This window comes from Desulfovibrio desulfuricans (assembly GCF_004801255.1).
GTDB lineage: Bacteria > Desulfobacterota > Desulfovibrionia > Desulfovibrionales > Desulfovibrionaceae > Desulfovibrio > Desulfovibrio desulfuricans_C.
Genome location: NZ_CP036295.1, coordinates 1,904,886 through 1,930,037 on the forward strand (window position 1 = coordinate 1,904,886; position 25,152 = coordinate 1,930,037).

Consider the following 25,152-nt stretch of genomic DNA (forward strand, 5'->3'; position numbering starts at 1 on the left):
TTTTGTATCAACAGGCGGGCGCACATGCGCCGCCGTAGAAAAATCAACCTGTTACCCGCCAGGAGGCTGCAATGCCGCGCATTGATATGGAACACATCGCATACGAGCTCAATGTGCCCCCACAGGGCGCGGACGGCGACAAAATGTTTTTTGTGCAGATTGATCCCGAAAAATGCATCGGCTGCGATTCTTGCCAGGAATACTGCCCCAGCGGTGCCATTTATGGTGAAACAGGTCTGACGCACAAGATTGCCCACCCCGAACCATGTATCAACTGCGCCCAGTGTCTTACACATTGCCCGGAAATGGCCATCTACGAAGTGCAGACCTGGGTTCCCGAGCTGCAAAAAAAATTGCAGGACAAAAGCGTCAAGTGCATTGCCATGCCCGCACCTTCGGTGCGCTACGCCCTTGGCGAAGCCTTTGGACTTGCCCCCGGCAGTGTCACCACCGGCAAAATGCTGGCTGCCCTCAAGCAGCTTGGATTCGCAAACTGCTGGGACACGGAATTTGCCGCCGACGTCACCATCTGGGAAGAAGCCTCTGAATTTGTGGAACGCCTTGGGGCAAAGCGTGATCTGCCGCAGTTTACCTCATGCTGTCCCGGCTGGCAGAAATATGCCGAAACGTTTTATCCCGATCTGCTGCCGCATTTTTCTTCGTGCAAATCGCCTGTGGCCATGAATGGCCGCCTTGCCAAAACCTATGGTGCAGAAAAGGCCAAGTACGATCCCAAAAGCATCTATACGGTTTCCATCATGCCCTGCGTGGCCAAAAAGTATGAAGGCCTGCGCCAGGAATATGCTGAAAACGACCTGCGCGACATCGACGCAACCCTCACCACGCGTGAACTGGCCTATATGATCCGTCAGGCGGGCATTGATTTCAACAAACTGCCCGACGGCCAGCGCGACAGCCTCATGGGCGAATCCACCGGCGGCGCAACCATATTTGGCGTGTCTGGCGGCGTTATGGAAGCGGCTCTGCGTTACGCCTATCAGGCCGTAACCGGCAAGCGCCCTGAATCGTGGGATTTCAAGCAAGTGCGCGGCCTCAAGGGCATGAAGGAATACACCGTTACCGTCAACGGCATTGAGCTGCATCTGGCAGTTGTGCACGGGGCCAAGCGTTTTGCACAGGTATGCGACGAGGTGCGGGCGGGCAAATCGCCTTACCACTTTATCGAATTTATGGCCTGCCCCGGCGGCTGTGTGTGCGGCGGTGGCCAGCCAATTATGCCCAATGTGCTGCAAAGCGCGGAACGCAAGGCCACAAGCCTGTTTGCCAGCCTGAAGCAACGCCTTGCCAACACCCAGCCCAAAGCCTAGAGGAGCACGCCATGTCTATTATTGCCACCACTCGACGCGGATTTTTGAAGGGAGCGTGCATTCTTTCCGGCGGCTTGCTGCTGGGCGTGCGCATGGCCAACAAGGCCTATGCTGCGGCCAAGGATTTTAAAGATTACATGGGCGACCGCTCTGCCGCTGTGTACAACGCCGATTCGGCCTTTCCCAAGCGCGCAAGCCAGGACAACGCCCAGGTCAAGGCCCTTTATGATTCGTGGCTGGGCAAACCCCTGAGCCACAAGTCCGAAGAAAATCTGCATACCAAATGGTTTGACAAATCAAAAGGCCTCAAGGCTCTTACGGCTTCAGGTGAATACCCCAACCCTCGCCACAAGGAGTTTGAAGGTACCACCTATCCGTACGAATAAAGCCCGGCCTTTGCCTCCTGAGGGACCCCAAGACCCTTAGGCCAGACCCACGGCCGACACGGTTTGCCCCCCGTGTCGGCCAATTTGAATGCAGGGCTGTTCCTGCCATTTATTCAGGTCATCAGGCAGCCCGCACACTGCGCACACTGGCCGTTCACATCCGCAGTGGACAGCCTTATGAATATTTTTTTTGATTTCGGTGAGATATTCAGTGGCGGAACATGCCGCCAGCAAAAACGTCAAGTTTGCAGCCTGTATTTTCTCTGTTTGCGAAAAAGTAATTCCCACGGGATGTTTTTTCACCGCCTGCCTGTCGAGTTCTCTATGCCACTATGGCTGGTCACCCGCCCGCACCGCCTGAGAATATGGGTCTTGCCGGAGGTCTTTTTATGTATAATCCCCAGTCGTTGTGCGCAGATGAATTTATTGACCACAGCGAGGTGCTCGACACCCTGAGCTACGCGGCCGAGCACGCGCGCGATGCAGAGCTTATTGACACCATCATTGCCAAGGCCGCCCTGAAGAAAGGCCTGACCCACCGCGAAGCCTCGGTGCTGCTTGCCTGCGAGCTGTCAGAAAAAGTGGAACAGGTGTACAAGCTTGCCAACCAGATCAAGCACGATTTTTACGGCAACCGCATTGTCATGTTTGCGCCTTTGTACCTCTCAAACCACTGCATAAACAGCTGCGTGTACTGTCCCTACCACTCGCAGAACAAAAACATAGCCCGCAAAAAACTTACTCAGGAAGAAGTGGCCCGTGAGGTCGTTGCCTTGCAGGACATGGGGCACAAACGCCTTGCGCTTGAGGCAGGCGAACACCCCACCATGAACCCCATCGAGTACATTCTTGAGTGCATCAAGACCATCTACAGCATCAAGCACAAGAATGGGGCCATCCGCCGGGTAAACGTGAACATCGCGGCAACAACGGTGGAAGAATACACAATGCTCAAGGATGCGGGCATCGGCACGTATATTCTGTTTCAGGAAACCTACCACAAGCAGAGCTACGAAAAGCTGCATCCCGCAGGCCCCAAGCACGACTATGCCTGGCACACCGAGGCCATGGACCGCGCCATGCAGGGCGGTATTGACGATGTGGGGCTGGGGGTTCTTTTTGGACTGGAGGGCTATCGCTATGAATTTGCAGCCCTGCTCATGCACGCCGAGCACCTCGAAGCCGTACACGGCGTTGGCCCGCACACCATCAGCGTGCCGCGCATACGCCGTGCAGACGACATCAACCCCGATGTGTTCGACAATGGTATCAGCGACGATACGTTTGCCCGCATCTGCGCCTGTATTCGCGTGTCTGTGCCGTACACGGGCATGATTGTTTCCACCCGCGAGAGCAAGGCCGTGCGTGAAAAGGTGTTGCCGCTGGGCATTTCGCAGATCAGCGGTGGTTCGCGCACCAGCGTAGGCGGCTATTATGAGCCGGAGCCGGAAGAAGACAATTCTGCGCAGTTTGACGTGAGCGACCGCCGTACCCTGGACGAGGTGGTGCGCTGGCTCATGGAACAGGGGCATGTGCCGAGCTTTTGCACGGCCTGTTACCGCGAGGGCCGCACCGGCGACCGCTTTATGGCCCTGTGCAAGAGCCAGCAGATTTTGAACTGCTGCCACCCCAACGCCCTGCTGACCCTCAAGGAATACTTGCAGGACTACGCCTCGCCGCAAACCCGGCAGATGGGCCTTGCCATGATAGAGCAGGAGCTGAACAAAATTCCCAGTGACAAGGTGCGCAAAAAGGCTGTGGAATACCTTGCCGCCATTAAAAACGGCCAGCGAGATTTTCGATTCTGAAATTTGCTTTTCTGAAGTTTTTGCCTGAAGGCGGATCGGCCTGCGGCGCATTGGAAATATCCCAATGCGCCGCTCTTTGTTGATATGTGGATATTACCCCACTGCGTATGCCACTTGTAAGTTGCTGCTCTTACGCGGGATATAGGTGATATTTTTCCCTGAGGAGTTTTTCAGGAATCAACGTATGTCCACAACTAGTAGCGTGAGAGAAGTGCGGTAAGCGAGTTATCAAGGCCATCATGTAAGTCGTCATGGATATTGGTGACGCCCCGCCACTACGATGCGGCGTTTGAGATTTATATTCGCCGTAAATTTTACTGTGAATACTGCTTTTGCTGAGAATCCTAGTCACATTCACCGCAAAAAATGCGGATATTATGCGCGATATTCATGAAATACCGGACTGGTCGACATCTCAGTGGGGCATTGGAAAACTGACGAAGCAGCTTGCCGCCGTACGACACAAGCGGGGGCTGCTCTTAGGATGGATGTGTACCTTGGCTTCTCCATTCGCGCAGAGGCTGGTTTGGAGACTTTGACCCTAGATGTGGTGAAGTCGAGCACCATTGAAGGGGAATCACTTGATGTGGCGCAGGTGCGCTCTTCACTGGCTCGAAGACTTGGAATTGACATCGGCCGGTCTGATGCCCCCGAGCAGAAGCGTGGAAGGCGTTGTGGAAATGATGCTGGACGCAACACAGCTCCATGCTGAACCGTTAACAGCGGAACGACTGTTTGGCTGGCATGCGGCGCTATTTCCTACCGGATTCGGGGCATCACGGTGCATCACCGTGGGCGTGTGGCGCAAGGCAGAAGCCGGGCCCATGCAAGTTGTCTCCGGCTACATCGGCCATGAGAAGGTTCATTTTGAAGCCCCGGCGGCAGAACGCCTTGATGCGGAAATGAACCACTTTCTGGAGTGGTTCAATGCACCGTTGCAGATTGACCCTGTATTGAAGGCTGGAGTAGCGCATCTCTGGTTTGTGACTATCCACCCTTTTGAGGACGGTAACGGGCGCATAGTCCGTGCAATTGCCGATTGTGCCCTGGCACGGGCCGACGACAGCTCACAACGCTTTTACAGCATGTCCGGACAGACCGAGCGGGAGCGCAAGGAATATTACGATATCTTAGAACGCACCCAAAAGGGCGAATTGGATATCACGCCTTGGCTGAGCTGGTTTCTTGGCTGCCTTGGGCGGGCTATTGATGGAGCCGACGAAACCTTGGCCGTTGTCTTTCGCAAGGCTCATGTGTGGCAATACGCCAATCAATACCCGCTTAATGATCCGCCAGCGAACTATCATGAACCGCCTGTTGGCCGGATTTGAGGGGAAATTGAACAGCGGCAAATACGCAAAACTGGCGAAATGTTCGCCGGATAGCGCCTTACGGGATATTCGGGAATTGATGGGATATGGTATATTACAGCAAAGCGAGAGCGGCGGACGCAGCACAAATTATACATTGGTGGAGAAGGCTGCCAATCAGTAACGCCCTGAGATAAACGTTTTTAGTAAAAGCTAAAATACCAAAAGCCTTGCAGGGGATAACGACATTGAGACGTCCAGCAGCAGCCTTGATTGCGTTGGCCTATCTATTTCTGTCCTCCATGCGGCTCAGCGTCCTTGCTGGGGACACATATTCACGCCGTGTTTTCACACTTCCGCCAGTAAATCCCGCACAGGTGCCCTGTGGGCTCTCGTGGCGTACCTCAACGTGAGGAACAGTGTCGAAATCTGTCGGAAAAACTGCCCGTCAAAGGGGCTTGCCCCGTCTTTGGTGTAGTGCCAGAATCTGGCAGGCAGCGCCGCTAACCAGTGCATAAAGAAAGCTGGCCGTAAGGGCCACAGCCTGTAGCGGGCGTACGAAAAAAGGGCTACATCTTTCGATGTAACCCTTTGAATTCAATTGGCGTCCCCAAGGGGATTTGAACCCCTGTCGACGGCGTGAAAGAACAGACTCTAACATTGTGAATTCAATGAGTTAGCAATGTTAGAGTGCATCCAAAAGCATCAAAAGACATTCGCACACACCCCGAACTAACTGGAGTTGCCCCCGCTAAACCGGACACTCTAAGTTTTGCAATGAACGGATAAACTCACGAGGCGAGAGCATCCGTAGTGCCTTGTGCGGGGCATTCTCATTATAATCTTCAAACCAGCCAGGAAGCAGTGCCATCACCGTTTCCGCATCTGGCCGATCATTGCAGAAGACGTAATCCCGTTTGAATGTTTTGACGAGAGCTTCAGCCATGCCGTTGCTTTGGGGGCTGCGCGCCGGAGTAAATTTGCTGACGATGCCCAGTGCGGCGGCAAAAGCTATCGTTTCTCTGGCTGTAGCAGGAGCCGTTGTCTGAGAGCCATTCAGCTGGCTGCAATGTTTTGACATCCCCGACCGTTTTTCAACGCAGGCCAGCATGACGCTTTGCGCCATGTCGGCACTGTCTCCACCAGTAGTGGCGGAAAAGGCCATCACTTGGTCTGCTCCCCGTCAAGTGGACAGGTCAAAAGAGGCCAAGGCAACTAATCAAGCGGCCAGCTTTTTCCGAAATTCTATCGGAGAGAGCTGGCCGAGCCTTTTTTGAAATCTCTCCGTGTTGTAAAAACGTATGAGCTCTTCTACCAACGCAATTGTTTTCTGTGGGCTGCACAAACTCTTCCCTGCGAACGCTTCGGTTTTAAGGTGGGAAAAGAACGATTCCATGCAGGCGTTATCCAGGCAGTTGCCCCGCCGCGAGTGGCTGCCGCGCAAGCCTAGCCGTTCCAGTTCCACTTGGTAAAGTTTGTGGGTATACTGAAATCCTTGATCGGAATGTAGTATTGCTCCTGCCATGGCGGGAAGCTTGTCTAGGCTGGCAAACGCCAGGTCGAGAGTATTTCTGGCTGAAAAGCTGTAGGCAACAATCTCGTTATTGTACAAATCTTGAATGGCTGACAGGTAAACAAAGCCCGTCAAGGTGGGCAGGTAGGTGATATCTGTAGCAAGCTTTTTGCCGGGGTCAACGCTTTGGAAGTCACGCATCAGTAGATTGGGGAAGATGACGCTGCCCGACCGGCCAAAGTATCGGCGCTTCCTGCGTATGATGGACTGAATACCCAGTTCGCGCATGATCCGATAAACTCGCTTGTGATTAGCAACAATGCCCTCACGCCGTAGAGCTGCCGCCACACGCCGATAGCCATAGAAAGGGCGCACTGAATGGATGCCCTTGATATGTTCTATTAGATCTCTATTCTATGATCTGCGGCGTTTGCAGTCTTCCATTTGTAGTACCCAGATCGAGACAATCCTGAAAAATCCAACAATATTGACAGCAGACAAAGCAAACGCAATTCATCAACTATTTTGAAAAGAAATTTTGTTTTTGCGCTCCCCATTCGTGCCAGAATATTGAGCGATACAACTTTTTTAGATAGTCACGCTCCGCTTCCACATAGGCTAGCTTCTCTTCCAACGATGAGAAATTGGTACGCGGACGTCCTTTTCGAGGGCTATCAACTTTCCCTCTGCCATCATCCAGCGACTCGCCAAGCCTGACTGCGGCAACCCACTTTTGTAATTGAGTTTTGCTCTTGATTCCTAACTGTTCGCTTAATTCGCGGTAGCTGATGCCACCTTCAAGGTATCGGCGAACAGCTTTCAGCTTGAATTCCACGCTATAAAGAGCGTTCTTTCTGCCAGACATAAAACACCCCCATCAGGTTACAGCGTTTAGCCTAGGTGGCCTTTATATCGCTGTCTACTCTGATGGGGGCATATCAACTTCCCGGTAACAAGTATCCAGTGCAAAAATGACGCGCACCCGCTCACCGTTGTCGCAGGCAATCTCAAACCCGTCAGACACCAACGCTGATTCCGTTGCAGTGTGGAGACTTTGCCTGTGTGCGCTTTGCCGGGCTGACTGCCGGTAAACCGCGCCAGCAACAGATTGTTCTGCCTCATAATTCTGTATACGCGTTTATGATTGACCGGAGTGCGCCCACTGGCAATCAATTGCCGGTTAAGCAGTCGCTGTATACGCCGATAGTCGGAAGTCTGGCGTCCGCCCAAGAAGTCGACGATCAGCGGCAGGAGCAGTGCATCCTCCGCCTTGTTGTACCGTTCCGGGCGAGGCTGTGGGTTACGGCAACGCTCATAGGTGTTGGATCGAGACACCGCCAGGGCGTCCGTGACCCGTTTCACTGGAAATCCTCCACGCCGGACAAGGGCAGCCGCGAGATGAGTTTTTTTTCGCGGCCAATGCGGACGGCTTCGTTAAGAATTTCAACTTCCAGCGTTTTGTTGCCGAGAACTCGCTCCAACTGGCGGATTCGCTTTTTAAGGGCCTTTACTTCAGCAACGCTGACAACTTCGTCATTGGCTTCAATGGCTGTTTTGCCGCCCTCACTCATTTGCTTTCTCCAGCGGTAAAGCAGATTCGGAGATACGCCATACGCCCGTGCCACCAGGGAGACTGACTGACCGGGTGCCATACTGGCCTCTACCAGGCGAACATTTTCGCCGACAGACCAGCGACGACGGGGCGTTATGGTTACTATCTCCACCGTTGAACTTGTTTTAGCACTAGTTCTAGCCATAGTTCCAGCACCTCCTCCTTAGTTAGAGGGGTGTCCGGTCGAAATGGGGGCTACTCCACAACGTGCCACGACTTCTGCGGTTTCTGTAAGGCTGTTGAGGCTAGTGTGCCGTAGTGGTAGCCTACACTTTTGAGCGCGCTAGGGTTTAGCACGCCGGCTATTCAAAAATTGATACGTTCTCCTCCCTCACTCACGGGAACAATAAAAAATTCTTTGCAGCATGGGTTAATATGTATGCTGCAGTTTCCTGCAGTTATATGAAGCCAGAGTCTGCCCCGTGATATATGTTGTATTGTGACCAGCATCACTCTTAAATGATTGAGTAATATAGTTCGCTTAAATATGACTTTTTAGCTGTGTTAGTTTTGCATAAAAAAGTATTTTCCATTTTGCGTATATTAAATTAAAAATAATGAAAATATTGTATTTTGTGGAGGACTGCATGGAAATTTGGAAGGATATTACTAGCTTCCATTCAGTAGGAAGATGTGTAGAAAAGAGAGCGTTGTCTGAATCTGATGTTCGTGATTTTTTACAATTTTGTACAGAGCTAGTTTATTGTGATAAAATTCACGTTTCATTGCATGGCCCAGAGTATATGAGTGAAAAAACTAGGAGTATCAGTAATAAATTGATTAGGTTAGGGGTAAGTAAAGAATTTATATGCCTGTACTCTTATCCAGAAATAAATTCGATTAAAACAACATGTAGTGAAATTTCAAAAGGGTTATTGCCTTATATTGAACTAATGGATTTGTCTCCGGATGTATTTTGTCCCGCGCATGATGCAGTATTTCCAGATAACTATGTAGAAAGACTTAGCGATACAATAAGTATTTTCAAGGAAGTTATTCTGTGTGGAAAGAATACTGGCGATTATTCAAGTTCAATTGAAGAATCTTTAAATGATGATAAGCTGAATATAATATTATATATATTGTTGAATGATGAGCGTATACGTCAATTACTACAGTGTAAAATGGGCTCGCAGAATTGGACAGATGAAAATATTTTGTGTCTTATTGCTAATTTTAGAGTTGCATTAAATCAGGCGCTTTCTTCGCAGCAGGAATTAATATATGCGCCATCTTATGCAAGAGCTTTAAATAACAGAACTTCTTTGAAAAATTATGTTAAAATTTTGAACAGGTGGCTTGATAGTTTTGCAACAGACATAAAATCTAAGCTGGATTGTCATTTAATGTCTGATTTAAGTGTGCCCTCTGTTGTGAAGTTTTATTTGCTTACAGATGATTTGCAGCCAGAAAAGGTTATTTCCTTAGCTCTTGATATGCGTAATTCTTTGGATTGGTTGAGGAAGACTATTCTTTGCAATATAAATTCGATTCTTTTTGATCAAAAAGATGAAAATAGTTTTTTTGAAATGCAAAATGAACTAAAAAAATGTGAGCGAGAAATAATTTCTAGTATAGGTCATAATAATATCGCACATGAAGTTTGCTCTGCATTTTCAATAGACTCTGGATTAAACTTTTCTTTAAGTGGTGCTGCTATTAAATGTGGATCTATAGCATTAAAAAAAATCTTTACTAATGCCAACTATTCGTTATTCACCCGTCTTGCTAAGGTAGCATGTGTCGCTGATAAAGAAGAGTTAGATCTTAAGATAAGAATGTTATATAATAACTGTAGTTCAAAAAAATATTCATAGTTATGTAGTGGTCGGGTTCTTCTGGCCCAATTTTAGCTCCCGCATCTCTGGCGGTAATTGCCGCCCCTCGACCTCGCTCTTGTCGCTCTCCAGGCAGTGGTTCTCATCGCCCAGGATGAGCGCCACACCATCCACCAGGCGGCGTGGCCAGCTACGCACGCCGTGGATGTGCCAGCGCCAGCAGTGGGCGCTGATGATTTCATCCCCCCACCACAGCCCCACCGCCGCCCGCCTGCCGGCAGGGCCACCACTGGCCGCCACAAAGCCCATAGCGGCATTGGCCAGCCTGATCCCGCGCGATCAGCAGCTGTCTGGCGTCAGAGATATTCATTCCAGCGAACTTGCTGCGCCATTTGTAAAAGGCCGCATCCCAGATGCCTTCTGCCAGCATGATCGACAACGCGCATTCCTGCCTCAGTGGATAACGTACGGTATTTTTCGCACATTGAAAAAATGGAAGTAGCCCGCCAAGTCGGTTAGGTTTGGTTATCGCCAAACAACCACCAAACCAACGTGGAGGGCTACAGATGGAAGCTATCAGGACGAACGGTAAAAATAAAGTTCCGGTGATTGCTGTCGATGAAGAAGAATTGCGGACACACGTTTCCGAGGTTGTGCGCCAAAGTGTCGAGGAGACCTTGAATGGCCTGCTTGATGCGGAAGCTGACACGCTCTGCCAGGCCCGACGCTATGAGCGTAATGCCGATCGAGCCAGTACCCGCGCTGGTCATTATGAGCGGAATTTGCAGACCAAGGCTGGCACGGTTCAGCTTAAGGTTCCCAAGCTGCGACACATGCCGTTTGAAACCGCGATAATCGAACGGTATCGTCGCCGGGAAAGTTCAGTGGAAGAAGCCTTGGTAGAGATGTACTTGGCAGGCGTGTCAGTGCGTCGGGTCGAGGACATTACCGAGGCTCTTTGGGGCAGTCGAGTCAGTCCAAGCACAATAAGCGACTTGAATCAAAAGATTTTTGAGCGGGTTGAGGAATGGCGCAATCGACCACTTGAGCCGAAATCCCCGTACATTTTTGTGGATGGAATATGGCTGAAACGCTCTTGGGGCGGTGAAGTTCAAAACGTATCTGTGCTAGTAGCCATTGGCGTGAGTACCAGCGGCTTCCGTGAAATTCTCGGCGTGGCAGAAGGATCACGTCAGGATGCAGAAAGCTGGCGGCAATTTCTTCGGTATCTCCGAGAGCGTGGCCTTGAACAGATAGACCTCGTTGTATCTGATAAAAGTCTTGGCTTTCTGGAGGCGCTAGGAGAATTTTACCCTGATGCAAAATGGCAGCGTTGCGTGGTGCATTTTTATCGCAACGTACTGCATGCGGTTCCTCGCGGTAAAGCCAAAGAAGTTGCTTTGATGCTCAAAGCTGTTCATGCCCAAGAGGATAAAGAAGCCGCACGCCGGAAATCGGTGGAAGTGATAAGCAAATTACGGGCGCAACGTCTTGAGAAGGCAGCCAGAATAGTGGAATCCGGTTGTGACGAAACGCTTTCGTACTATGATTTCCCCGTAGCCCATTGGCGGCACATAAGGACGAACAATCCGCTTGAGCGTTTGAACCGTGAAATTCGCCGCCGAACCAGAGTTGTGGGGAGCTTTCCGGATGGTCACGCCGCCCTGATGTTGGTGGCTGCCCGCCTGCGATATATGGCTGGGCAACAGTGGGGCACACAACGGTATATGAACATGAACCAAGAAATATCAGCTTAAATCAGAGCTTTTGCGGCTCGATACGAAACCATGCTTCACCGACTGGCTGCTTCAAAATGTGCGAAAAATTCTGGACACTACCTGTTCCAATGGTACTACGGGCCGGAATTCAGCAGTAACGCATTGGATGCATGGGCTTTTGAGCACGGTGTGCAGATAGAGTTTACTCGTCCGGGGAAGCCCACGGATAATGGGCACATTGAAACCGTTAACGGAAAATTTCGAGATGAGTGTTTAAATCAGAACGTATTTCTGTCCCTGCACGATGCCCGTGAACGTTTGAGACTTGGGGCAGATTATAATCAGCGGCGACCGCACAGCTCATTGGGCTGGCTGACACCGGAAGAATTCCGCGAAAAGAATATAACGTGTAACCCATTGGGAACAACTAACATTTAATCTGGTACAAAAAAGGGCTGGTCACAGTGGGGTAAGGTCAGCAAGGTCAACGCACTTTTCGATGGCATGCTGAGTATATTGATGATAACTATTTATAATAAATAAACTCTTCTGCAGTATCATGCCCATTATGGAAAAAAACAACAATGTAGGACAATTTTTGGCTGAAATGTCCTACATTGTTGTTGTGGAGGAGATAATACTATTGTAATACTATTTAAGTTGTGATAGATATTGTCTTGCTGAAAGTAGTGTGTTTATTTCTGCAGCCTCGTTTATTGTAATACGTAGTAACCAGCCTTTTTCGTAAGGGGAAATATTGATAAGTGTGGGGGTTTCGGCTAATGCCTCATTGACCTCCAACACCGATCCAGAGACTGGCATAAACAAGGCATTGACAGCTTTTAACGATTCTATGCTGCCGAATTCCTTCCCTGCGGCAAAGGTACAGCCAGCTGACGGTAGATCCACAAAAGAAATTTCGCCCAGTTGATTTTGTGCAAAATCGCTGATGCCCAAGATATACGAATCCCCATCAGCCTTCAGCCAAATATGTTCCGATGTGTAGCCGCGATCTGCGGGAATGTTTATCGATTGCATTTGAAAACCTACTCGGGAGACTCCCAGGTTTGCGTTGACCAGCAAAAAAAGGCTTCAGTTCTTTGCTGGTAATATTTTTTAGATTGTTCTAGCCATGTTGAAAAAGTTTTTTGCGTTTTATTTAAAAGTTGTACGCAAGGTACAAAGAAACGTTCCATGAGTCCTTCACGTTGTCGCTCTTGCCGTTCATGCGACTATTTCCCCATACATCTGCACTTTTATCTAGGAACAACTTCATGTACGAAGCATCAATGCCTAGTTTGAGGTTCTCGTAGATCATATAGGTGTTGGTAATTCCACATTCCAGTGCGGTGTCTTTGGTAGTCATATATAGATTTTCCATACCGGTGGAATTCTCATTGCTATAGTTATTAGGCGACATCCAAATGTTAGTCTTCCCATGCAGTTTTTTGATTAAATTGGGATCATTTGTTCCGCCGATCAAATTGATTCGTATGGAAGAATCCAAATTTTCCAGTAAAGAAATTTTAGTTGTGCGAGCTCCAACACCCCATGTGCCTGCCATTGAATGGCCAATCATACTGTTACGGTCGGTGCTGGGACGGCCCCCAAAAAAGGCATAGCTTCCAAAACTACCATAGCCAATTTCATCTACATTGGTATATGGCATACGTTCTGAACCGTTGGATGTGTCGTCGTCATCGCCGGAAGTGTACCAAGCGACAAGGCCAGGGATACCCCAATTCATTTTGTATTCCAAAACAAGAGAAGCAAGCCAGCCTCTGCGGCTAGCGCTTGCATCGTCATATTGCGTGGAGCCGTAGTTAAAGTCCCAGGCGATATGGAATGGGTCGAGGGCCGTCACTTCTCCCGTTAGGCCAGTCCAAAACGCAGTCCCATAACTGGTGAGGGCTTCTTTCTTCATACCCATAGAAAGAGCGGTGAGGTTGCGAGTGTAATATATAGGCGCAGAACCACAAAAGTAATTGTCACCAACACGAATTGTATTGGGTCCGATCATGCCTACCATGACCCATGGGGTGACATTTAATCCAGTAACTGTCATAGGTAGCGTGGCACCGAACAAATCCATATTGTCAAGGAAATTTTGGTGGTTATCTTTTATCCCCCCCCCAACATAGTTATCATTGTAAGGACGTATCCAAAAGGCAGAGGCACTGATGTTTTGATTTATTTTGTATCCTGTAACAATGCCAGCGACATCTGCGCCCAGAATATTTGAATCGGTTGTGAAGCTTGGTAAATTTAGTGTTTGAATGCCCATGCGGATTTTCAAATCGGTTTTAGGCATCGTCCAGTCCAAATATGAATGCTTAACCTTTACAGAGTTTGTACCATCCGCCCCCAAGGCTGCACCGGATGAAGTTTGGCCCCAACGAAATTTGCCGATTTCAAGATGCAAAGTGCCAGATAGCGCCTCTGATGCTACAGCATTCAGCTGGATGCGCATTCTTGAGGTCATCTCAAAATCGTCGTATCCCAACCTATTATTATAGCCTACTGCCCCATTCCCTCCAGTGAAACGGCCAGATTGACCATAATCACCTAAAAATATCCAGCGCCCTTTTATCTTAAAGTCAACAGCACTAGCTGCAGGGGCCGCAAGACATATGAGCAAGGCTGCAAGCAATATTTTTTTAAACAAAAAAGTCATCTGTAGCTCCTTTGAGTAGTTAGAAGGCCACTTCAGTCTTTTCAACACGTGCAAGGTCCCTATTATACAGTGCCCTGACGGCAAACCAACAAAAGGCAACAAAAAGTTCCAGGAAAGAAAGGATGGTAAGGCTGGTTGCCAAGCCGTATGAATCTGACAGAACACCAGCGAGAAATGGACCGATGGCCATGCCGAGGGCGTTTTGCGTGAAGGTAAGAACCCCCATTGCAGTACCCCGATGATGGGGAGGGGTCAGGTCGGCCGTGACAGTATAACCGATAGGCAAAATACAGCCCGTAGCGCACATGCCGGTTGCAAAGAGCGTTGCTTGGAGGGCGGAGCCAGGTTTGCTGCATGTGAAGGCTATAAATTCCATGATAAAACAGGTCAGCGTGCAGCAGATGACAAAGGTCAGTGCGCGTGGGCAGCCACTTGTGCGGCGCAGATAGTCGATAATGGCGCCGGTCAGGATGTGGCCTGCGGCAAGTCCAATCCAGATGACCGTTGACAGAAGGCTTGCCATCGTGGGATCCATGCCAGCTTCGCGGTTGAAGTAGCTGATGCTCCAGTTAACCAAAACGCTGGCAAACATGTTGTGCCCAGCAAGAGCTAAGAAGGTTATGACGCAGGAAGGGGTACGAAGTACCGAAAGAATGACCTTCCCCCAAGGCTCGTGCTGGCTACAGACACTTGTATTTTGCTCATTGTCGTTGGTTTTCGTGGCTACTTTGAAGTCCTTCATAGCAATGCACAGGAATGCCGCAATGATGCCGGGAATGGCCACAATGCCGAAGGCGTGACGCCAGCCCCAATGCTGTGCGATGTACGCCCCTGCAACTATGCCCAGCGGGCCGCCGATACTAAAACACGTGATGAAGATGGATAATGCTGTAGCGCGGGTTTTTTCAGGAAAGCTGGCGCTTATAAGGCTTTGAGCTGCGGGAACGTATCCTGCTTCCCCTGTGCCGATGAAGAATCGGCATACAAGCAGGTGCATATATGTTCCCGCAAAGGCGCATGCCCCTGTGGCCAAACTCCAGAAAAAAGTCATCACTCCCATCATGTATTTGCGGCTCCATCGGTCAATGAGATAGCCGGTGGGAACCGTGAAAATGGCAATGGAGATGTTGACGATGGACACCAGCAGCCCCAGTTGGGAGTCGGTCAATCCCATATCACTTTTAAGATATGGAAAGAGTGATGCGAGAACCTGTCTGTCCATGAAGTCCAGGATGCAAAAAAGACATGACAGTGCTAGAGTAAAAAAAGCCGCTTTTTTGCCTACAGGCCAGATGAGTTTGTCCCCTTCGTTAGGTGGGGAAATATTGTTGGTGTTCATTGTTTCTCCTTTGAGTACATGACAGTTCTATCCTGTGATTGTCGGCCCACTCTCTTGTGAGTGGGCCAACAATGTCTTTTTAGTCAGACAGCAAGTCTTCCAAAAATGTACTGAGTTCAGTGAGAAGCTTTTTGGCTACATCAGGATGTTTGTTGAGAACATTCTTGAGCTGGAAAGGATCATTTTTCCGATCATACAGCTCGTCGGTATCGGGAACTTCTGCAACACTACCTGGGGTGCAGGTCCACTGTGCTTCCCCATCCAACGTAGCGGCATCCCTGTATTTTTCTTGGGATTCATTACTGTCAAGGGTGCTACCCCCAGTAGCGGCTTTGCTTTTTTGAATTTCGGCATAAGCCTTTACAATACCATCAAACATGCCCTTACCACCCACAGCGTGCAGATGCGAAGAATCGACGCTGGTGGCGTAGAAATCTTTACCCATGCGGTCAGCGCCTTCTGTTCTGACCCAATGCACATAGCTCCAGTCGTCAGTGTAGATGGCCCAGGAATAACCATGGTAACCGGCAATGGCGAAATCCCGAACTTTCTTGGCTTCGCCACGAAGCACAGGTAGCAGCGATTTGCCTTCCATATCCGGGTGAACGCCAATTCCAAGCCAATCACACACAGTTGGCGCCACATCAACGCTCTGCACATAGGTTTTGATGCGCTGCCCGGGCTCAATGCCAGGCCCGCGGGCAATAAAAACGATGTGCGCCAGCTCTTCATAAGGCCAAGGACGCGTTTTACGCATAATGCCGTGCCCGTGTTCCTTGTTGCCCATGGGTTCGCCGTGGTCAGAAACTACCAGGACCAGAGTGTCTTTTTCGAGCCCAAGGCGGCGAATCGTATCAAGGAATTTGCCAAACTGCTTATCGCACAGCGTGATGAGTTCGGCATACAGCATGCGAACATGGTGAAGCTGTTCTTCGGTGAAAACGCCATCGACCACGGAAGAGAAGGGAAGGAAGACATCCTTTCCATTATAGTCGGGATCATAGGGACATTTCAGATCACAGTCATAGACAGACGGCGGATCCCAAGGTTCATGCGGATCAAAACTATCGACCCAAAGGTAAAACTGCTTGTTGCGGTCAACCTGTTCAAGATACTCAGTGGCCTTCTTGAACGTACGGGTAACGTACCTGTCTTCTTCGCCACGCCAATGTTGACGCTGGCGCAAATAGTTCGTTATCTCGTTCATCGTATACTGCGCCGCTTTTTCATTAGTCTTTGCGACGTAGCCGTCGTAGCTCTCCTGATCGACATAATCCATCGGACTGTATTGCAGCAGAGGATCTTTTTCGTAAAAATAGTCATCTGCTTCATGCCCATGGGTAAACCACACTTTGTCAAACCCTCGTGTATATCCAAACTTCGGCAGGCGGTACATGGGGCAGTCAAAGATCAAGGCAGTGTCAATGGGGCGTCCCCAGCATAAATCGGCGATAGTGGTATCTTCTTTGGCAAGCGCAACCCAACCAGTTCTGGGCAGGGTGAATCGCCCCGTGTGCATTGCATGACGTACTGGTACTGTGGGCAGACCTTCGGCATAGGCATTTTCAAAAACAGCCCCTTCCTTGGCAAAACGGTCCATATTCGGAGTCTTTATCCAAGAGTTTCCGTAGCAACCCAAATAGTTGTATTGCAGGCTGTCAAACATGACCACAATGGCGTTTTTTTCCACATCGAACTCCTTTATTGTGAAAAAATTAACGATAGTCTTGACTAGGGATGTCAGCATATTAAAAGCAATCACTGTGCCAAATGGATTGTTTGTGAAAAAAAAGCGCTAACCGCGTGAATTGTTGGACATGCATTGAACGTGGATCCACTGGCCAGTGGTTGGAAATAGTATTTTTGTCCTAAAAAAAAACAAAAGTTGAAAATAAAGACAAATTAGAACAGACTAATTTTGTTGGTAGCCATTGATCGACTTCATGGAAATAAAAAGGAATCTGCATGCAAAGACTTTTAGGACTTCCCTCAAACGCTGTGATTTGCCTTCTGCTTATGCATTATGCTGAAAAGCCTTGTGCGGTTGAGGATATTACGGTTTTGACAGCTGCTGATAACAATGTGGCCAGAACGGTCATTGCGCAGCTATGCCAGAGAGGAATGGTCTTGGAAGATGCTGATGGGAGGTATGTTCCAGCTGAACAGTGCCCGAATGTAGATAACATTGTTACGGCAATAAAAAAACGCAATACTGCTTCTGATAGTGTTCTGGTTAATACCCTTCTTACTTATTATGACAAAAACTATAAAAAATTTTTGAAAAATGTTATTAGCATACTACATGAGCATGCAAGTAATAAAAGATATGCATATTTGTTTTTTTGCTATGAGTATTTTGCAAAGCTCATATTGCGTATGAGGATACAAATAAAAGATAGGCAGTTTAGCCTGTTGTTTATAAATTCGTGTATGATTATTCAACAGTTGAGTTTTAAAATTCCTTCGAGGTCACGGTATCAAATATTGTTATTTTATAAGGCGAAGGGTATCGCCATTATCGTTGGTGATAGACGAAATATAGGATATATAGACATTAATATAGGGACATTAAACATTACTGAAAAGGGAATTCGTTCCAATATATATTGTCGTAGAATGGACGATGGTTATAATACTATAGCTTCAATTTGCGATAAAGATATAATATTACGATCTGCTGATAAGATAATGCTATATTATATAATTAATTCTAGGCTAAATGACGCTATCTCATTCTTCTTATATATTAATTCAATGGATGAAGAAGACGTAGCACCATATAGGAAAGGGTCCTGGTTTATTTATGCAACAATGGCTGCAAGCTATGCTGGAAATTTTAAACTTGCTGAAGAAATATCGATACTTGGAATAAAAAAAATAGAACTGGAAAAAGAAGATTGCAGCGCAACTGACACCCTTAAGGCAATACTCGCTTTTATTTATTTCTATACGGGTAAGGACGCTGAGGGATTAGAAATTATTGATGAAATTATTTCTACAAGTGATGAGGTGGTTGAGTCATATGCAGCATTGTGGGCTACTCGAGCATTATCATTTTACCAGTATAAAATAGGCGAGTTGGAAAAATCCTGGAGCAACTTTAAAAAGTGTTTTGTTGAAAAAAAAGATTCCCTTCAACTACATGCAAATTATTTTATTGCGGCTTTTGTCCTGGACTTGATGTTTGCATATCAAGAAAGTAAAGTTGTTTTTCCTAAACAATATCAGTTTTTTAAGGAGCTTTCATTCGCGGAGCATTCACCTTTTCTTATCCTTCGTGGAACAGCCTTGAGAATAGGTGGGCAAATTTTGGCCATGGATGGGGCGGATTTTGCTGCTGCTGAAAAAAAACTGAGGGCTGCTCTGCGGCTTTTTCTTGGCATTCCTGCACCAATCCTTGCCGCCAACTGCCTTTCCTCTTTGGCCATGTTACATGTGAAGGTCGGCGAGATGGGGCCTGCGAGGCAAGAGGCTTTCCAGGCAAAAATGCTTTTTGATGCTTTGTCACCAGCATCTTTTCCAACACTGCTACAGCCATTAATAGAAGATGATGCAAATGCAGATTTAGACCGGATTAGCCATAGAAAAACAGTTGTGACGCAGTTCCTGCAGTCACTGCGAAGTTGTATGCAGACCTCTGTTGGCGACAGCAATGACGTTACCCCAATATTGGCAGCTCTCATGGGGTCTTTAGGCCTAGTCTCCGGGTGTGTGCTTGAAATGACGCATGGCAGCCTGATCCCTAGAGGTAGTATTAATTTCCCTTCAGACGGTGGCAGCACCTTGCGTGCGTCTCTGGTCCATAAGTCCCGTGAGATGGACGTCCCGTTGCTTCGGGTTCTTGAGCGGGGCGATGATGTTGTCACATATAAGAATGCGGTGATTGTGTTGCATATCCCCATGGGGATTTATGGTGCATGGTTTTTTTATATGCAAGGCACGATACTTCGGATCATGTTTAACTTTCTCTTGCGGCAACATGGAGCTGGCTTGGTCGAGGCTATTGCTGTTGGCCTTACCGCAGTGATCAAAAATAGCAAGGCTGTAGAGTGTAGAGTCACAACATTTCCTGTCTCAAACCCACAAGATAAAATAATTCCGCTTGATATGATTGTTGCTAGTAAAGGGATGCGAAAGATTATCCAGAAAGTTGATGCAGTCTCTTCAAAAGACACTGCGGTGCTGCTAATGGGTGAATCTGGCTGCGGCAAAGAAATGGTGGCGCAGCGGCTGCATGAAAAATCGCGACGCGAGGGGAGGTTCGTTTGCGTCAACCTTTCTAACCTTCCTTATGAGCTTTTTGAAAGTGAGTGTTTTGGGTATGAAAAAGGAAGTTTTACCGGAGCGCTGCAACAAAAAATCGGGCTATTTGAATTAGCCGATAATGGAACATTGTTCATAGATGAAGTCGGCGATATCCCTCTGCCCATTCAAGTAAAATTATTAAGGGTATTGCAAAATAAAACGTTCATGCGCATCGGTGGCACAAAAAATATTCACTCTGATTTCAGGCTGATCTGCGCGACCAACAGGGATTTGGTAAAAGCTGTAAAATCGGGCACATTCAGGGAAGATCTATATTATCGGATTAACGTTGTTTCGATCAATATCCCACCGTTGAGAGCGCGAGAAGAAGATATTGGCGTCATCGCAAAGTATTTTTTAAGGTACTATGCAAAACACCACAACGTTCCCGTGCATGAGCTGACAGACGAAGAAATGCAGTATCTTACAAATTATAGTTGGCCTGGAAATGTTCGACAACTGCGCAATTTTATTGAGCGTTTTTGTTTACTTAAAGATGGCTTTATGGAAGAGATCAGTGGAGCCCTTCCAGAAAATTGGCCAGCGAAGCAACACGCGGCATCCTCCAGTCGGGAAAAAGAAATGGTTAACTGTGCATTCCCCTGTTTGGAGGAAAAACCAAGCTTACAGGAGCTGGAAGACGCTTACTTTACGAAAATTTATAAGATGACGGCAGGAAACGTAGGTGGAAAAGAAGGGTTAGCCGCCATCTTGAAGATCAGCCGTTCCAAGGCCTATGCTTGGATTGAGCGCTTACGTTTACGGGAACGTTATTGCTTGGAGGTTAGACCCAACGCTGAGTTTAAGGAATCTTAGGCCCCATGCCTTGGTCCTTCTTCCCGTGTGGAGGGATGACTTTCCCAGCTTGATCAACAACAACTTTTTGGGCGGAAGTGAAGATTAAATTGAGTGCTTTCTCGGCCATAAGACTTTCTGTAAGCGTGTCTCCCATGTCGCTGGCAAAGACTTTACCGCGTAACATTTCTTCGGTACTGCCTGTGCGATGGGCCATTTCTCGTATGCTTTTGGCTAAATCTTGCTGCGATACGGTAATATCATGGGCATAAGCGTAGGCAAGCAGATAAACATGGCGCCGAGCATTTTCTTTTGCTATAGGGATGCCCTCTTGGCTGGCTGCCCGAAGGGCTGACCGGATGTGCTCTTTTGCTTCGGGAGCGCTGGTGCCGGTGCCAAAAAAAGCGCGCACGTTTTTTATGTATTCGGCAAGAAACATCTGTTGCAGGCTTTCCGGTATGGGGATTTCTACCCCGTCCAACAACAGTTGCATGAGTCTATTTTTCGCCTCTACTGTATGTAGTCGGGAGCTTTCGTTCATGACATGCATAAATGCCTGGGTCTTTAGGGCAACAGCGCTTTTATAACCCAAGCGAACAGCTGCGGAATCAGTGAGTTTTGGCAATTCTCGCTGGTACAATGCCTTCAACAATACTGTAAGCTGAACGTCTTTTCCCCGCACAAGGGGATCAGGGTAATCCGCTGGACAGCGCATCGTGTACTCGACCTGCTCTCCAACATGTATTTTTTTGACGTGCTGCTCCACCTCTCCGAGGTTATGCTCCACAGGAATGGCATTAATAAGTATCTTTATGTCTCGATTCGTTAGCCCTGGAACAGACTTACCATCAATGTGTCCATTGACTCGCAGGTCAACTATGTCGCCTGGCTGTGGGAAGCGAATTTCCGTCACTTTTGTTACAGTTGTGATGGGAACCATTAATCGTTCTACAGCCTTATAAAATTTTTCTGAAGAAAATTCCGGTTCATGAACAGTGAGTCTTATGTCGGAGAAATTTTCGGGAAAGGCAATAATTGGCAGAACTTCAATCTCAATCTCAAAAGTATATTCGTGCCCGTAACTCAGCCGTGGAAGGTTTATTGGACGTGGGCGACTGATAGGGTGACGACCTTCTTCTTTAAGAATTCTGTCCACTAATGTGGAAATCATGATGGACGTGGCTTTTGCCGCTACCGGTTCCCAAAAATCATCCCTATCACACGCGCTGGTGACATCAAAAGTTGATGGAAGGTCTTCCCTCAATTCTTCCTGAGCTTGCTGCAAAAAACTATTCAGTTCTTCGAAGGGAACTGTGATGGAAAGGTGCACTTGGATATCGTTGGCAATGGAAAATATGCGTTGCATGATTGGTCCGATAAGTTAGAATTGTCCTGCGCCAAGCATTTTAACGCCAAGATCACGTTCAATCCCGTCGTGCCCCATGATGATAATGTTTTTGCCGCGATACTCCGGTCGTCCAACCAATTGCAGGGCGGCATACAGATTGGCCCCCGTGGTCAAACCGCAGGGCAGCCCTTCCTTGTTAAGTATTCGGCGACTAGCGCGTACGGCATCTTCTATGCAAACGGGGAAAATTTTGGGATCCAGCTTGTAATTGAAAATATCCGGTATAAAACCGGCTCCAATGCCATGAAATGCATGTGGCGCCGATTTGCCACCTGAGAGCACTGGGGATTCTGCAGGTTCTACTGCAACAAGCTGGATTGATGGAAATGCTTCCCGCAGGCGGCTACCAACGCCCATGAATGTGGCCCCAGACCCGACTCCGGCAATGAAAATGTCTGGTTGGATCGCTAATTCGTTGCACTGATCTACGATTTCTTTTCCAGTTGAGCGGTAGTGAGTTTGGGGCCCTTCATTGTTGTGGAATTGATCTGAGTAGTAGGAATTCCAAGTGTCTATGTGCATATTGCTCGCAACTTTTGCAGCTGCCGCCATTCCCTGATTGCGAGGGGTGAAAGTAACCTGTGCACGAAGTAACCTAAGCAGGTTGGGAATTCTGTCGTCCTCTGGTTCCGGCATGACGACCAACAGCGTTACCCGCTGCGCAGCACACAGATAGGCTAAACTGATTGCAAGATTTCCGGTTGAAGATTCAATAATGCAACCATCCGGTTTTAATTCTCCGGTATTAATGCCCTGTTGCAAATAGCTAAATGCTGTTCTGTCGAGTGCGGAGCCAAATGGATTGCATACTTCGTACTTGATAAAAACCCTTCCCCCAATCATATGAGAGATGTGCTCAAGGAAAATGAGGGGGGTATTCCCGATACGTTCAGATAAATGCATATTTTTACCTATGAATAATTTACGGTTATATTGGCGCAACACGTTGTAAAAGCATGATAGCTGCCTCTCTTGTAATTGCTTCTCCTTCTTTCCATGCCCAAAAATTCCCATTTATTTCCAGCGTCGGAAGTCGTCCTGTAAGCCCCATTCGTGCAATAAGTGGAGGTTCAGACATGATTTCTATCTGCAATTTAATATGCAAAAATTGCATTGCGAGGTGAATGTTGTTGCAGCTTGCAGAAATTCTATCGGTGTCTGAATCCCATATGACTACTTTTTTGGTGATCATGTTGTTCTCAGCGGCTATATGCAGTTTTAAATATTTTTCCGCATCAGTTTGACGTCCCGGAAAGGAGGGCGGCCGTTTCCATTATCCCCTCGGCTAATGTTGGATGGGCATGGATCGTGCGGGCAATATCCTTTGCAGTGGCATTCATTTTTAAAGCAAGGGCTGCTTCTGCGATGAGATCCGTGGCGTGAGCACCGATGAAATGGGCTCCCAGTAATTTTTTGGACACGGCGTCAACAATCAAACGGAATTCTCCCTGCAATTCTCCCATGGCATGGGCTTTGCCCAATTCCCGCACGAGTGATGTCGCCACACAAATTTTCAGCCCTTTGGCAGTAGCTTGATCCTCGGTCAACCCAACTTCACCGATTTCTGGCGTGGTGAAAATGCCTGAGGGAACTATGTCATAATCTGGTGTGCATGATGCACCGAAGCAGTTTTCGACGGCAACCTGAGCTTCTGCGGATGCAACGTGGGCAAGCATGATGTGTTCTGGTCCGAGTATGTCGCCAATTGCGTAAATTCCTGGCACCGAGGTTTCCAGGTGTTCGTTGACGGCAATATAACCGCGTTTGTTCAATTGTATGCTTGCTTCTATAAGACCAAGCCCCTCTATGTTAGGTTTACGGCCCACAGTCGTAAACACGCAGTCAACCTCAAGGGTGCTTGCTTCTTTTGCGTCTGCAGGGATCAGCTCTTGAGGTAGGAACGGTGAGGGCCCCAGCGTCACTCGAACAGTTGCTTCGCTTGTTTCCGTAGCTGTCACAGTTCGGCAAAGTAGAGTCTTGATGCCCTTTTTCTTGGCTTCACGCATCAAGACCTTGCACATGGCTCCATCTACGGAAGGAATAGGGAGTAAGCGATTTTGGCCTTCTACAATGGTCACTTCGCTGCCAAATGACCGGAAGATAAATGCAAGCTCACAGCCAACAACGCCACCACCGACAACCAGCAACCGGGCAGGCACTTGTGTCAATTCCAAAGCATCATCGCTGGAAAGCACATATCTTTTATCAATTGGCAAGCTGGGGAGGTTAAGGACACTGGACCCTGTCGCTATGATAACTTTGTCCCCCTGAACTTCGCACACTGTCGCGTCAGGCAGCATCACCCGTACGAGAGACGCGCTCACCACCGAGCCCCGCCCTTTGATAATCCTCACGCCCAGACTGTGGCAGGTTTTTTCCAGACCATTTCTTAACCCTTCAGAAATTTTCCTTTTTCTAGCAATGATGGCAGGCATGTCCACCTGCGCCTCAGTAGTCGTAATGCCAAATTCTTTACTTCTCTTAATGGCTTCGAATACTTCTGCAGAGGACTTCAATGTTTTTGTCGGAATACACCCACAATTCAGACATGTTCCACCAAGAAGATTGGCTTCGATCAGTGTAACTTTTGCGCCTCGCTTGGCAGCAGCAAAGGCGGCTGTGTACCCACCAGGCCCTGCACCTATGATAGTGATCTGCATATTTTTATCCTTTACAGGTATGGTTAAGTTTGTATTCCATTTCGATGCCATCGTGTAGTGATGAGGTTACAAGGCATCCCTTGCGCATTACTTTTTCCACACGAGCAAATATCTCCTCAGAATCACCAGGGATTGTAACATTTGCATCTATAATGATTTTTGTGATGCGCCCAAGCCCAATGTCGTTTTTGCCAACCTCAAGGGCTGCGGTTGCTGACACGTGCGAAAAAGGCACATTGCGCGCTTCCATTGAACCTACAAGTGCTGACATGTAGCAAAATACCGCGGCACACCCCAATAGCTGCTTAGCGGTTCCACTTTTTTTTTCTTCAGGAAGGCCAGTATTGTCCACAGTAATACCCGGAAACGCGCCATCTTCAGTTTTCAAGGTGTGGACATCCCCTTCGCGGTTGTATTTAATGTTCACTTGCATGATGTCTCCTTAGTCGTGAGTATAAAAATTGCAGTAGTGCAGCTCGCCAGTGTGTTTTTATGCTTTTTGAGTCAAAGCAAAAATT

General features: G+C 48.1%; 18 protein-coding genes and 4 pseudogenes. 10 read left to right on the forward strand and 12 right to left on the reverse strand.

The window, feature by feature from the left end; genetic code table 11:
* Window positions 1-71: 71 nt before the first annotated feature.
* The 5 genes from DDIC_RS07910 to DDIC_RS13965 all read left to right on the forward strand — a co-directional run bounded on the left by DDIC_RS07910 (window position 72) and on the right by DDIC_RS13965 (window position 4,853).
* Window positions 72-1,328 (forward strand): [FeFe] hydrogenase, group A, encoded by a 1,257-nt coding sequence (locus DDIC_RS07910; RefSeq protein ID WP_136399937.1) that lies wholly within the window; start codon window positions 72-74, stop codon window positions 1,326-1,328.
* 11 nt (window positions 1,329-1,339) lie between these two features.
* Window positions 1,340-1,714, forward strand: coding sequence for an iron hydrogenase small subunit (locus tag DDIC_RS07915; protein WP_136399938.1), 375 nt, complete (start codon window positions 1,340-1,342; stop codon window positions 1,712-1,714).
* Window positions 1,715-2,103: 389 nt separating this feature from the next.
* A complete protein-coding gene (gene hydG, locus DDIC_RS07920; RefSeq protein ID WP_136399939.1) occupies window positions 2,104-3,522 on the forward strand; it encodes a [FeFe] hydrogenase H-cluster radical SAM maturase HydG in 1,419 nt (472 codons plus the stop codon).
* A 484-nt stretch (window positions 3,523-4,006) separates the two neighbouring features.
* Entirely contained in the window at window positions 4,007-4,234 is a 228-nt protein-coding gene (locus DDIC_RS13960; protein ID WP_247647421.1) for a DUF4172 domain-containing protein, read from the forward strand.
* Complete coding sequence (locus tag DDIC_RS13965) at window positions 4,203-4,853, forward strand: Fic family protein (RefSeq protein WP_247647596.1); 651 nt, start codon at window positions 4,203-4,205, stop codon at window positions 4,851-4,853. The genes DDIC_RS13960 and DDIC_RS13965 overlap by 32 nt, the downstream gene beginning before the upstream one ends.
* A gap of 730 nt (window positions 4,854-5,583) precedes the next feature.
* Here DDIC_RS13965 and DDIC_RS07930 read toward each other — a convergent pair.
* From DDIC_RS07930 to DDIC_RS13970, 3 pseudogenes are all read right to left on the reverse strand, one after another.
* Window positions 5,584-6,003 (reverse strand): annotated as a pseudogene (locus tag DDIC_RS07930) (integrase core domain-containing protein); the annotation flags it as partial.
* Window positions 6,004-6,051: 48 nt separating this feature from the next.
* Window positions 6,052-7,210: pseudogene (locus DDIC_RS07935) on the reverse strand (IS3 family transposase).
* 75 nt (window positions 7,211-7,285) lie between these two features.
* Window positions 7,286-8,102, reverse strand: a pseudogene (locus DDIC_RS13970) (transposase); the annotation flags it as partial.
* Window positions 8,103-8,544: 442 nt separating this feature from the next.
* Between DDIC_RS13970 and DDIC_RS07950 the strand changes: the two are divergent.
* The 4 genes and pseudogenes from DDIC_RS07950 to DDIC_RS07965 form a co-directional block, all read left to right on the forward strand.
* Window positions 8,545-9,774: a hypothetical protein gene (locus tag DDIC_RS07950; protein WP_136399943.1), complete on the forward strand. Its 1,230-nt coding sequence runs from the start codon at window positions 8,545-8,547 to the stop codon at window positions 9,772-9,774.
* Window positions 9,775-9,967: 193 nt separating this feature from the next.
* Window positions 9,968-10,237, forward strand: a complete 270-nt coding sequence (locus DDIC_RS07955; protein ID WP_136399944.1) for a hypothetical protein — start codon at window positions 9,968-9,970, stop codon at window positions 10,235-10,237.
* A 64-nt stretch (window positions 10,238-10,301) separates the two neighbouring features.
* Window positions 10,302-11,492 (forward strand): IS256 family transposase, encoded by a 1,191-nt coding sequence (locus tag DDIC_RS07960; protein WP_136399945.1) that lies wholly within the window; start codon window positions 10,302-10,304, stop codon window positions 11,490-11,492.
* Between the two features lie 99 nt (window positions 11,493-11,591).
* Window positions 11,592-11,891, forward strand: a pseudogene (locus DDIC_RS07965) (integrase core domain-containing protein); the annotation flags it as partial.
* 213 nt (window positions 11,892-12,104) lie between these two features.
* On the opposite strand, the gene gcvH reads toward DDIC_RS07965, so the two are convergent.
* From gcvH to DDIC_RS07985, 4 genes are all read right to left on the reverse strand, one after another.
* Entirely contained in the window at window positions 12,105-12,491 is a 387-nt protein-coding gene (gcvH, locus tag DDIC_RS07970) for a glycine cleavage system protein GcvH (protein ID WP_136399947.1), read from the reverse strand.
* Between the two features lie 121 nt (window positions 12,492-12,612).
* Window positions 12,613-14,127: an outer membrane homotrimeric porin gene (locus DDIC_RS07975; protein ID WP_168732500.1), complete on the reverse strand. Its 1,515-nt coding sequence runs from the start codon at window positions 14,125-14,127 to the stop codon at window positions 12,613-12,615.
* Between the two features lie 19 nt (window positions 14,128-14,146).
* The gene (locus DDIC_RS07980; RefSeq protein WP_136399948.1) at window positions 14,147-15,466 is read right to left on the reverse strand and encodes an MFS transporter; all 1,320 of its coding nucleotides are present in this window, start codon (window positions 15,464-15,466) and stop codon (window positions 14,147-14,149) included.
* Window positions 15,467-15,545: 79 nt separating this feature from the next.
* Window positions 15,546-17,156, reverse strand: a complete 1,611-nt coding sequence (locus DDIC_RS07985) for a sulfatase (RefSeq protein ID WP_247647422.1) — start codon at window positions 17,154-17,156, stop codon at window positions 15,546-15,548.
* 275 nt (window positions 17,157-17,431) lie between these two features.
* On the opposite strand from DDIC_RS07985, the gene DDIC_RS07990 reads away from it, so the two are divergent.
* On the forward strand, window positions 17,432-20,587 hold the full coding sequence (locus DDIC_RS07990) for a sigma-54 interaction domain-containing protein (RefSeq protein ID WP_136399950.1): 3,156 nt from the start codon (window positions 17,432-17,434) through the stop codon (window positions 20,585-20,587).
* Here DDIC_RS07990 and DDIC_RS07995 read toward each other — a convergent pair.
* The 5 genes from DDIC_RS07995 to DDIC_RS08010 are packed head-to-tail and all read right to left on the reverse strand — an operon-like array spanning window position 20,574 to window position 25,067.
* Window positions 20,574-21,932 carry a trigger factor gene (locus DDIC_RS07995; RefSeq protein WP_136399951.1) on the reverse strand — a complete coding sequence of 453 codons (1,359 nt, stop codon included), beginning with the start codon at window positions 21,930-21,932 and terminating at the stop codon, window positions 20,574-20,576. The genes DDIC_RS07990 and DDIC_RS07995 overlap by 14 nt on opposite strands.
* A gap of 15 nt (window positions 21,933-21,947) precedes the next feature.
* On the reverse strand, window positions 21,948-22,877 hold the full coding sequence (locus tag DDIC_RS08000; RefSeq protein WP_168732501.1) for a PLP-dependent cysteine synthase family protein: 930 nt from the start codon (window positions 22,875-22,877) through the stop codon (window positions 21,948-21,950).
* Between the two features lie 25 nt (window positions 22,878-22,902).
* On the reverse strand, window positions 22,903-23,166 hold the full coding sequence (locus DDIC_RS13790) for a hypothetical protein (protein WP_168732502.1): 264 nt from the start codon (window positions 23,164-23,166) through the stop codon (window positions 22,903-22,905).
* A 43-nt stretch (window positions 23,167-23,209) separates the two neighbouring features.
* Window positions 23,210-24,634, reverse strand: coding sequence for a dihydrolipoyl dehydrogenase (lpdA, locus tag DDIC_RS08005; protein WP_136399953.1), 1,425 nt, complete (start codon window positions 24,632-24,634; stop codon window positions 23,210-23,212).
* 4 nt (window positions 24,635-24,638) lie between these two features.
* A complete protein-coding gene (locus tag DDIC_RS08010; RefSeq protein ID WP_136399954.1) occupies window positions 24,639-25,067 on the reverse strand; it encodes an OsmC family protein in 429 nt (142 codons plus the stop codon).
* Window positions 25,068-25,152 lie beyond the last annotated feature (85 nt).

Excerpts from the sequence above, each read along its gene's own strand:
- DDIC_RS07910 (WP_136399937.1), top strand. The coding sequence starts at position 72 with ATGCCGCGCATTGATATGGAACACATCGCATACGAGCTCAATGTGCCC.
- DDIC_RS07915 (WP_136399938.1), top strand. The coding sequence starts at position 1,340 with ATGTCTATTATTGCCACCACTCGACGCGGATTTTTGAAGGGAGCGTGC.
- hydG (WP_136399939.1), top strand. The coding sequence starts at position 2,104 with ATGTATAATCCCCAGTCGTTGTGCGCAGATGAATTTATTGACCACAGC.
- DDIC_RS13960 (WP_247647421.1), top strand. The coding sequence starts at position 4,007 with ATGGATGTGTACCTTGGCTTCTCCATTCGCGCAGAGGCTGGTTTGGAG.
- DDIC_RS13965 (WP_247647596.1), top strand. The coding sequence starts at position 4,203 with ATGATGCTGGACGCAACACAGCTCCATGCTGAACCGTTAACAGCGGAA.
- DDIC_RS07950 (WP_136399943.1), top strand. The coding sequence starts at position 8,545 with ATGGAAATTTGGAAGGATATTACTAGCTTCCATTCAGTAGGAAGATGT.
- DDIC_RS07955 (WP_136399944.1), top strand. The coding sequence starts at position 9,968 with ATGATTTCATCCCCCCACCACAGCCCCACCGCCGCCCGCCTGCCGGCA.
- DDIC_RS07960 (WP_136399945.1), top strand. The coding sequence starts at position 10,302 with ATGGAAGCTATCAGGACGAACGGTAAAAATAAAGTTCCGGTGATTGCT.
- gcvH (WP_136399947.1), bottom strand. The coding sequence starts at position 12,491 with ATGCAATCGATAAACATTCCCGCAGATCGCGGCTACACATCGGAACAT.
- DDIC_RS07975 (WP_168732500.1), bottom strand. The coding sequence starts at position 14,127 with ATGACTTTTTTGTTTAAAAAAATATTGCTTGCAGCCTTGCTCATATGT.
- DDIC_RS07980 (WP_136399948.1), bottom strand. The coding sequence starts at position 15,466 with ATGAACACCAACAATATTTCCCCACCTAACGAAGGGGACAAACTCATC.
- DDIC_RS07990 (WP_136399950.1), top strand. The coding sequence starts at position 17,432 with ATGCAAAGACTTTTAGGACTTCCCTCAAACGCTGTGATTTGCCTTCTG.
- DDIC_RS07995 (WP_136399951.1), bottom strand. The coding sequence starts at position 21,932 with ATGCAACGCATATTTTCCATTGCCAACGATATCCAAGTGCACCTTTCC.
- DDIC_RS08000 (WP_168732501.1), bottom strand. The coding sequence starts at position 22,877 with ATGCATTTATCTGAACGTATCGGGAATACCCCCCTCATTTTCCTTGAG.
- DDIC_RS13790 (WP_168732502.1), bottom strand. The coding sequence starts at position 23,166 with ATGATCACCAAAAAAGTAGTCATATGGGATTCAGACACCGATAGAATT.
- lpdA (WP_136399953.1), bottom strand. The coding sequence starts at position 24,634 with ATGCAGATCACTATCATAGGTGCAGGGCCTGGTGGGTACACAGCCGCC.
- DDIC_RS08010 (WP_136399954.1), bottom strand. The coding sequence starts at position 25,067 with ATGCAAGTGAACATTAAATACAACCGCGAAGGGGATGTCCACACCTTG.